This window comes from Mesorhizobium sp. M1E.F.Ca.ET.041.01.1.1 (assembly GCF_003997355.1).
Classification (GTDB): Bacteria; Pseudomonadota; Alphaproteobacteria; order Rhizobiales; family Rhizobiaceae; genus Mesorhizobium.
On the sequence record NZ_RZSL01000239.1, the window covers coordinates 1 to 8,812 of the forward strand.

At 64.5% G+C, this 8,812-nt stretch carries 6 protein-coding genes and 1 pseudogene; 2 read left to right on the forward strand and 5 right to left on the reverse strand.

All coding sequences use genetic code 11. The features are described from left to right. Positions 1-232 (forward strand): annotated as a pseudogene (gene holA, locus EOA38_RS40440) (DNA polymerase III subunit delta); the annotation flags it as partial. Between the two features lie 302 nt (positions 233-534). Here the strand turns inward: holA and EOA38_RS19555 are convergent. The 5 genes from EOA38_RS19555 to mnmE form a co-directional block, all read right to left on the reverse strand. Next, positions 535-1,422, reverse strand: coding sequence for a ParB/RepB/Spo0J family partition protein (locus EOA38_RS19555; RefSeq protein WP_126091087.1), 888 nt, complete (start codon positions 1,420-1,422; stop codon positions 535-537). Between the two features lie 66 nt (positions 1,423-1,488). Then, positions 1,489-2,286 (reverse strand): ParA family protein, encoded by a 798-nt coding sequence (locus EOA38_RS19560; protein WP_127299994.1) that lies wholly within the window; start codon positions 2,284-2,286, stop codon positions 1,489-1,491. 17 nt (positions 2,287-2,303) lie between these two features. Next, the gene (gene rsmG, locus EOA38_RS19565) at positions 2,304-2,945 is read right to left on the reverse strand and encodes a 16S rRNA (guanine(527)-N(7))-methyltransferase RsmG (protein WP_127299997.1); all 642 of its coding nucleotides are present in this window, start codon (positions 2,943-2,945) and stop codon (positions 2,304-2,306) included. Between the two features lie 11 nt (positions 2,946-2,956). Further along, positions 2,957-4,831, reverse strand: coding sequence for a tRNA uridine-5-carboxymethylaminomethyl(34) synthesis enzyme MnmG (gene mnmG / locus EOA38_RS19570; RefSeq protein WP_127299995.1), 1,875 nt, complete (start codon positions 4,829-4,831; stop codon positions 2,957-2,959). A 420-nt stretch (positions 4,832-5,251) separates the two neighbouring features. Beyond that, positions 5,252-6,562 carry a tRNA uridine-5-carboxymethylaminomethyl(34) synthesis GTPase MnmE gene (gene mnmE / locus EOA38_RS19580; RefSeq protein ID WP_127299996.1) on the reverse strand — a complete coding sequence of 437 codons (1,311 nt, stop codon included), beginning with the start codon at positions 6,560-6,562 and terminating at the stop codon, positions 5,252-5,254. 113 nt (positions 6,563-6,675) lie between these two features. Here mnmE and EOA38_RS19585 point away from each other — a divergent pair, with 113 nt between their 5' ends. Then, positions 6,676-8,691: a thioredoxin domain-containing protein gene (locus EOA38_RS19585; protein WP_127299998.1), complete on the forward strand. Its 2,016-nt coding sequence runs from the start codon at positions 6,676-6,678 to the stop codon at positions 8,689-8,691. Positions 8,692-8,812 lie beyond the last annotated feature (121 nt).

Here is an 8,812-nt window from a genome sequence, read left to right on the forward strand (position 1 = left end):
AACCGCCGCGTCGGTGGTGGCGGGCGCCCGACCGCCGGTCTTCTTCTCGCGCCGCAAGCTGGTGGAGAAGACGTTGGAGCGCTGGAATGTCGAGGCGCTCGGCCGCGCGCTGAACCGCTTGCAGACAGCGGTGCTGCAGACGCGCAAACGGCCGGATTGATCGGAGGCGCTGGCGCGTCAGGCATTGCTCGGGATCGCGGTGGAGAGCGCGAGACTGGGGCAGCGCGGATGATCTCCCCCCTCGAGGGGGAGATGTCGCCGAAGGCGACAGAGGGGGTCGCCGCGCGTGGAGCGCCGACCTCTTCTTCGCCCGGCAAGGCACGCCGGCGCTTGATGTGAGACAACCCCCTCTGGCCTGCCGGCCATCTCCCCCTCAAGGGGGGAGATTTGCAGCTTCGGCTCTTTCGCCAATCACTGCAAAGAAAAGGCCGACCCAACGGTCAGCCCTGTCTCAGCTATCACCAATATATCAGGCGTATCCAGCCTTAAATCGAAACTTCATTAGCCGGCAAAATACCGTTGCGCCTCAACGCCCTACCGCTCGTCCTTCAATCGCCGGCAGAGCTCGTCTAGCTGGTCCAGCGTGCGATAGTTGACCCTGAGCGTGCCGCCTCGGCTCTTGTGCTCGATGGTCACGATCATGCCGATCGTGTCGGTCATCAGCTTCTCCAGCGCCAGCGTGTCGGGATCTTTCTCCGGCGTGCTCGGCGCGGACTTCACCTTGGCCGGCGTCGGGCCGGCGGGCATCTGCGCCAGCGCTTCGGCCTGGCGCACGGAAAGCCCTTCCTTGACGATGCGCTTGGCGAGCCCTGCCGGATCCTCGGCCGTCACCAGCGTGCGGGCATGGCCGGCCGACAAATCGCCGTCGACCAGCATGTCGCGGATGACATTAGGCAGCTTCAAAAGCCTCAGCGTGTTGGCGACATGGCTGCGGCTCTTGCCGATCACCTGGCCGAGATCGGCCTGCGTATAGCCGTGCTCGTCGATCAGCTGCTGGTAGCCTTGCGCCTCCTCGACCGGATTGAGGTCGGCGCGCTGCACGTTCTCGATGATCGCCAGCTCCAGCGCCGTGCGGTCGTTGACGTCGCGCACGATGAGCGGGATCTCGGTGAGGCCGGCGCGCTGCGCCGCCCGCCAGCGCCGCTCGCCGGCGATGATCTCGTAACGGCCGGGCTGCGACGGCGAGGGCCGCGCCACTACCGGCTGCACCACGCCGTGTTCGCGGATCGATTGCGCGAGATCGGTGAGCTCGGCATCGCCGAAATGCCGGCGCGGGTTCTTCGGGTTCGGGCTGACGAACTCGATCGGCACCTTGCCGTCCGCCGCCGGGCTCGGCTTTTCGGGTGCCGCCGGACGGTCGATCTCGCCGATCAGCGCCGCGAGGCCACGGCCCAGTCTTTTTCTTGATTGGTCTTCGCTCATTATTCTGTCCAGGTCGTTTCGGAATCGAATCGGCTATTTGCCTAACGGGATGGCTGGTTGCGCCGCTCAGGCCGCGCGCAGCTTGCGCTCGCGGCGGATCACTTCGGAAGCAAGCTGCAGATAGGCCTGGCTGCCGGAGCATTTGAGATCGTAGAGGATCGCCGGCTTGCCGTAGGAGGGCGCTTCGGAAACGCGCACATTGCGCGGGATGATGGTCTCGTAGACCTTGTCGCCCATATGCGTGCGCACATCCTGCACCACCTGGTTGGCGAGGTTGTTGCGGCCGTCATACATGGTGAGCACGATGCCCTGGATGGTGAGATCCGGGTTGATGGCGCCGCGCACCTGCTCGACCGTCTCGAGCAATTGGCTGAGACCTTCCAGCGCGAAGAACTCGCATTGCAGCGGCACGAGAACCGAATCTGCCGCCGCCATTGAATTCAAGGTCAAAAGATTGAGCGAAGGCGGGCAATCGATCAGCACATAGCCGAACGGCGCCGAGCGCTCGGCCGCGGCGCGCAGCGCATTGCGCAGCCTGAGCACGCGGTCGGGCGCCGAGGCGATCTCCATTTCGATGCCGAGCAGGTCGAGCGTCGAGGGCACGATGGACAAGCCCGGCACCGCCGTCGGCACCGCTGCCGCCTCCAGCTCCAGCTCGCCGGTCAGCACGTCGTAGGACGAGACCGTGCGGTCCTTGCGGTCGATACCGAGCCCGGTGCTGGCATTGCCCTGCGGATCGAGGTCGACGATCAGCACCTGCTCGCCGATCGCGGCCAGCGCTGTGGCCAGGTTGATGGCCGTGGTGGTCTTGCCGACGCCGCCCTTTTGGTTGGCGACGGTAATGATGCGCGGACCAGTTTTCATGGGTTTATGCCAGTAATTCATTGCGGGGTCGCCGGACGCAGATCGGTGATTTCCAGGATGATGCCGTAAGGGTCGGTCATGCTTGGATGTTCTACCAGATCGAAGGCCCAGCGGTGAGTGCTTTCTTCCACTTCGGCGCGGTAATCCCGGCCTTTGTGAAAAAGCGCGCGCGCCCCTTTGGACAGCCAGGGCGCGGATAAATCGAGCAGATCCGGAAGTGCGGCCAGGGCGCGTGCCGTGACGATTTCCGGCGTAGAAACAAAGGGATAGCTGTCATCGATGCGCCGTGCCAGAACGCGCGCCGGCAGATCGAACTGGCCAATGACCGACTGCAGGAAGGACGCTTTCTTGCGATTGCTCTCGACCAGATCGATCGAGGCGCCCGGTCGCTCTGCCAGTAGGAAGCCGAGCACCAGTCCGGGAAAACCGCCACCCGAGCCGAGGTCGACCCATCGCATTGCCGCGGGAGCGATTCGGGCAAGCTGGGCGCTGTCCAGGATGTGCCGGCGCCAGACGTCGTCCAGCGTCGACGGCGCCGCCAGATTGATGCTGCGGTTCCATTTCAGGAAAAGCTGTTCGAAGGCCTGCAGGCGCTCGAATGTTTCACGTGAAACCGGACCCGCCGCCTTCTGCAGGTCCGCCCAGGCACTGGTGCCCAAGTCATCGGCGCTCACGCCACGTCCCTTCGCGCGGCGAGCTCGGCATTGCGGACGTGAGCGACAATGATGGCGAGCGCCGCCGGCGTCATGCCTTCCATGCGCTGCGCATCCGCGACCGAGCGCGGCTGGCGCGTCTTCATCTTCTGCTTCAGCTCGTTGGAAAGGCCCGGCACATCCGAGAAGTCGATGCTCTCGGGAATGAGCCGCGACTCTTCATGCCTTATTTCCGCGACGTCGGCCTGCTGCCGGTCGAGATAGACGGAATATTTTGCTTCCGTCTCGAGCCGCTCCGCGGTCTTGGCGTCAAGCGCGGCGAAGCCGGGTTCGACACGGGCCAGCCAAGCCATGTCGACGCCCGGATGCGCGAGCAGCTCATAGGCCGAGCGGCGCACGCCATCCTTGTTGATCTCCAGGCCATGCCGCGCCGCTTCATTCGGCGTCAAGGTGATCGACTTTGCCAGCGCGCGGGCTTGGGCGAGCCTGCCGGCAAAATCATCAAACCGCCGCATGCGCTCCGACGAGGCGATCCCGAGCCGGTCGGCCAACGGCGTCAGCCGCTCGTCGGCATTGTCGGCGCGCAGCGAAAGCCGGAACTCCGCCCGCGAGGTGAACATCCGATAAGGCTCGGCGATGCCGCGGCTGGTGAGGTCGTCGACCATCACGCCGATATAGGCCTCGGTGCGGCTGAGCACGATTTGGTCGCTCGCCGATGCCTTGCGCGCCGCGTTGATGCCGGCGAGCAAACCTTGCGCGCCTGCCTCTTCATAGCCGGTCGTGCCATTGATCTGCCCGGCCAGGAACAGGCCCGCGACGCGTTTCGTCTCCAAGGTGGTCGCCAATTCGCGCGGATCGACATGGTCATATTCGATGGCATAGCCCGGCTGCAGCATCGTCGCCTTTTCCAGCCCAGGGATCGTCTTCAGAATGTCGAGCTGCACGTCTTCCGGCAGCGAGGTCGAGATGCCGTTCGGATAGACGGTGTCGTCGTCTAGCCCTTCCGGCTCGAGGAAAATCTGGTGGCCTTCGCGGTCGCCGAACTTGACGATCTTGTCTTCGATCGAGGGGCAATAGCGCGGCCCGACCCCTTCGATCGACCCGGAATACATCGCTGACCGCTTCAAATTGAGGCGAATCAACTCATGCGTCGCCGCTGTGGTGCGGGTGATGCCGCAATGGATCTGCGGGTTCATGATCCGGTCGGTCATCAGCGAGAACGGCACCGGATCCTCGTCCGCCGCCTGACTTTCCAGCGAAGCCCAGTCGATCGTGCGGCCATCGAGGCGAGGGGGCGTCCCGGTCTTCAAGCGGCCGAGCTTGAAACCGGCACGAGCCATGGTGGCCGACAGGCCGTGGCTTGCCTGCTCGTTCATGCGGCCGGCGACGATCTTCTTCTCGCCGATATGGATCAGCCCGCGCAGGAACGTGCCGGTGGTCAGCACCACGGCGCCGCAGGCAAGGCGGCGACCGCCGGAAACCAGCACGGCCGCGACCCGCCCGTCTTCGATCTCGAGATCCAGAACCTCTCCCTCGATCACATCGAGATTGGCCTGCTCGCTGATCGCGGCCTGCATGGCGAGGCAGTAGAGCTTGCGGTCGGCTTGGGTGCGGGGGCCGCGCACGGCAGGGCCCTTGCGGCGGTTGAGCAAACGGAACTGGATGCCGGCGGCGTCGGCCATGCGGCCCATCAATCCGTCCATGGCGTCGATCTCGCGCACGAGATGCCCTTTTCCCAGACCGCCGATCGCCGGGTTGCACGACATGACGCCGATCGTGTCGAAACGCAGCGTCACCAGCGCGGTGCTGGCGCCGGTGCGCGCGGCAGCACTTGCCGCTTCGCATCCGGCATGGCCGCCGCCCACCACCACCACATCATAGTGATCGGTCATTTCAAGAATCCGGTTTCAGAAATTGACCGACACATGTCCCCGACGGCCTTCGCTGTCAAGGATACAGTGTAACGCAAGACGATAGCCGCGGGCTCGGCCTGCGCACGCCAAGCGTCGGCGCTGCCCCTCACCTGCCTGCCGGCATCCTCTCCCCGTATAGTGACGGGGAGAGGGACGCTCTCATCGATGGTTTCGCCAATGGCCAGCGCTGCAAGAAAAGCGCCGAGGCTGCGGCCAGCCCTTTCTCCCCGTATACGGGGAGAAATGCCCGGCAGGGCAATGAGGGGCAGCGCGAGCCTCTGGCAAATCAAGCGCGCGCTAGAGCCGAACTCGTTTCACGTGAAACATGCATCCGCCACATCCTGCCGCTGTTTCACGTGAATCCATCCACGCCCGCAACGCCTCCGTGTTTCACGTGAATCACTTGCCGATGCAGAACTGCGAGAAGATCACGTCGAGCATGTCCTCGACATCGACCGCGCCGACGATCCGCCCGAGCCGATCCGTGGCCAGCCGCAATTCCTCGGCGCGCAGCTCCTGGCTTTGTCCCACCAGGGCCGCGGCGAGAAATTCCTTCGCCTCTTTCAAAAGCTCGACATGACGGAGCCTCGAAGGCAGGACATCGCCCGCGTCTCCGATCGCCAGCGCGGCACCGCGGCCGATTTCATCCAGCAGACCGGAAAGTCCGGTGCCGTCCTTGGACGAGATGACCCAATCATAGGCACCCTCGCTTGCGTGCTTGAGATCGGCCTTCGTCCCGATCTTCAGCAATGGAACCCCTGTCGGGACCGCGCCCACCGGCTGCGGATCCACAATGTCCTCCAACAGCAGGACGAGGTCCGCGCCGCCGGCCTTGGCGCGCGCCCTTTCGATGCCGATCGTCTCCACCTTGCCGGCCCTCTCGCGCAAGCCGGCCGTGTCGACAATCCGCACTCGCATCCCGTTGAGATCGAGCACCACCTCGAGCAGGTCGCGCGTGGTGCCCGGTTCGTCGGTGACGATCGCCGCCTCGCGTCGGGCCAGCGCGTTGAACAGGCTGGATTTGCCGGCATTCGGCGCGCCGAGGATGACGACCTCAAAGCCATCGCGGATGATTTCCGCTGCCTTGAACCCCTGGATGTGACGTCCGATCTCATCGATCATCATCGCCACGTCCGACCAGACCGCCTCCGAAACGGAGCCCGGGACGTCCTCTTCGTCGGCGAAGTCGATCTCGGCTTCGATCATCGCCCGCGCATGGATCAGCCGGCGGCGCCAGCTCGAATAGAGTTCGCTCTGCGCTCCATCCGCATTGCGCAGGGCAAAACGCCGCTGCGCCTCCGTCTCGGCATTGACGAGGTCGGCCAGCGCCTCGGTCTCGACCAGGTCGAGCTTGCCGTTAAGAAAAGCGCGCCGCGTGAATTCGCCGGGCTCAGCATGCCTGACGCCCTCGATATCGGTAATCGTCTCCAGCATCTTTGCAGCCACGGCACGGCTGCCATGGACATGGAACTCCGCGACGTCCTCGCCCGTGAAGCTGCCCGGTCCGGGAAAGAAAAGGACGAGCCCGTGGTCGATGACCGAGTCGTCGGCCGCCTTGAGCCTCCGCAACGTGGCCAGTCGATCCTTAACGGAGCCAGCGATTGTTTCGACCACGAATCGAGTCTTCGGGCCGGAGATGCGGATCACGGCAATGCCTGCAGGCAGGCGGCCGCTTGAGAGCGCGACGATCGAATCCTTCGAAGTTACCATTTGCCCGACCTGGCGAACCACCCTAGGTATTTACTTCCACGCAATTCCGGACGGAAAGCCGCCGTGCTTCCGGACTTGCTTTGCTCATCAACGACCAGGCCGAGCCGCCCTTCGTGACCTTGCCCGCGCGAAACATGCTTGCCGAAGAGGCCAGCCCCTATCTGCAGCAGCACAGCGACAACCCTGTGCATTGGCGGGCGTGGTCGCCGGCGGCACTTGCCGAAGCCAAAGAATCAGGACGGCCGATCCTGCTCTCCATCGGCTACGCCGCCTGCCACTGGTGCCATGTCATGGCGCATGAAAGCTTCGAGAACGACACTGTGGCCGCCGTCATGAACCGGCTCTTCGTCAATATCAAGGTCGATCGCGAGGAGCGCCCGGACATCGATCAGATCTATATGGCGGCGCTCCATGCGATGGGCGAGCAGGGCGGCTGGCCGCTGACCATGTTTCTCACGCCCGACGGCAAACCTTTCTGGGGCGGCACCTATTTTCCGCGCGAGGCCCGCTACGGGCGGCCAGGCTTTATCCAGGTGCTGGAAGCCGTCGACAAGGCCTGGCGGGAAAAGCAGCAAAGCCTCGCCGAAAGCGCCGATGGGCTGACGGCCCATGTCGAGCAGCGGCTCGCCGGCGCGAAGGGCAAGGCGGTGCTCGACCGCGACACGCTCGCCGATCTCAGCAACCGCATCGGCGGCATGATCGACCGCGATCTTGGGGGCTTAAGCGGCGCGCCGAAATTCCCTAACGCTCCCTTCATGCACAGCCTGTGGCTGTCCTGGCTGCGCGACGGCCAGAGCGCGCACCGCGACGCCGTGCTGCTCAGCCTGGAAAAGATGCTCGCCGGCGGCATCTACGATCACGTCGGCGGCGGCCTCAGCCGCTATTCGACCGACGCCGAATGGCTGGTGCCGCATTTCGAGAAGATGCTCTACGACAACGCCCAGCTCATCCGCATGTGCAACTGGGCCTTTGCCGCTACCGACAACGACTTGTTCCGGATACGAATCGAAGAGACCGTCGCCTGGCTGCTGCGCGAAATGCGTATCGACGGCGGCGCCTTCGCCGCGAGCCTCGATGCCGACAGCGAGGGCGAGGAGGGGCTTTTCTACACCTGGAGCAAGGCGGAGATCGAAGCCGCGCTCGGCGAGGATTCGGCTCTGTTCTTCCGATATTTCGAACTCGCCGCTCCGTATGGCTGGGAAGGCAAGCCGATCATCCGCCAGACCGAGGAACAGCAGCGCCTGGGCATAGCCGACTGCGCGCGGCTTGCGCCCCTGAAAGCGAAACTGCTTGCCAGTCGGGAAAAGCGCGTCAGGCCGGGCCGTGACGGCAAGGCGCTCACCGACTGGAACGGCCTGATGATCGCGGCACTCGCGGAAGCCGGTCGCTCGCTTGCGCGGCCGGACTGGATTGAGGCCGCGGCGAAGGCCTTCGCTCATATCATCGGCGCCAGCCAGGACGGCCGCCTGCCGCATTCGATGCTCGGTGCGAAAAAACTCTTTCCGGCGTTGTCGAGCGACTATGCCGCCATGACCAATGCCGCGATCGCCCTGTTCGAGGCAACCAGCGATCCGGCCTACTCGGAGCAGGCCAGGCAATTCGTCGATCAGCTCGACCGCTGGCATCAGGACAGCGAAAAGACCGGCTACTATCTAACGGCATCCGACAGCGGCGATGTGCCGATCCGCATCCGCGGCGATGTCGATGAGGCAATCCCCTCGGCCACCAGCCAGATTGTCGAAGCGCTGGTGCGGCTCTCCTCCCTCACCGGCGATCCCGATCCTTGGGAAAAAGCCTGGACCACCGCCGAGCACGCCATGGGCCGCGCCGCGCAACAGGCCTATGGCCAGGCGGGCATCGTCAACGCCTGCGCCCTGGCGCTCGAACCGCTGAAGCTTGTCATCATCGACAAGCCAGATTCCTCAATCCTCGTTCCGGTCGCGAATCGAAATCCCGACCCGCGCCGTATCGATATCGTGGTGCCGGTCGGCACGGAAGCGAATCGAACGCTTCTACCCGGCGGCGTGCTCCCGCCCACGGACGAGCCCGGCGCCTGGCTCTGCACCGGACAGGTTTGCCTGCCGGTGGTGACGGATGCGGCCGAGTTGGAAAAGCTGTTGCGGCGATAGTGCCTTCTCCTTCTCCCCTTGTGGGCTAGCGTGCGCACACATTTGCTTCGGGCTCATTTTTGCGAGGCCAGAACGAAGCCGTCTGTGATGGCGTTGAAGCGTCTGAGGCCGTGGGTGAAGG

Coding starts and splice junctions, on each gene's coding strand:
- EOA38_RS19555 (WP_126091087.1), bottom strand. CDS start 1,422: ATGAGCGAAGACCAATCAAGAAAAAGACTGGGCCGTGGCCTCGCGGCG.
- EOA38_RS19560 (WP_127299994.1), bottom strand. CDS start 2,286: ATGAAAACTGGTCCGCGCATCATTACCGTCGCCAACCAAAAGGGCGGC.
- mnmG (WP_127299995.1), bottom strand. CDS start 4,831: ATGACCGATCACTATGATGTGGTGGTGGTGGGCGGCGGCCATGCCGGA.
- mnmE (WP_127299996.1), bottom strand. CDS start 6,562: ATGGTAACTTCGAAGGATTCGATCGTCGCGCTCTCAAGCGGCCGCCTG.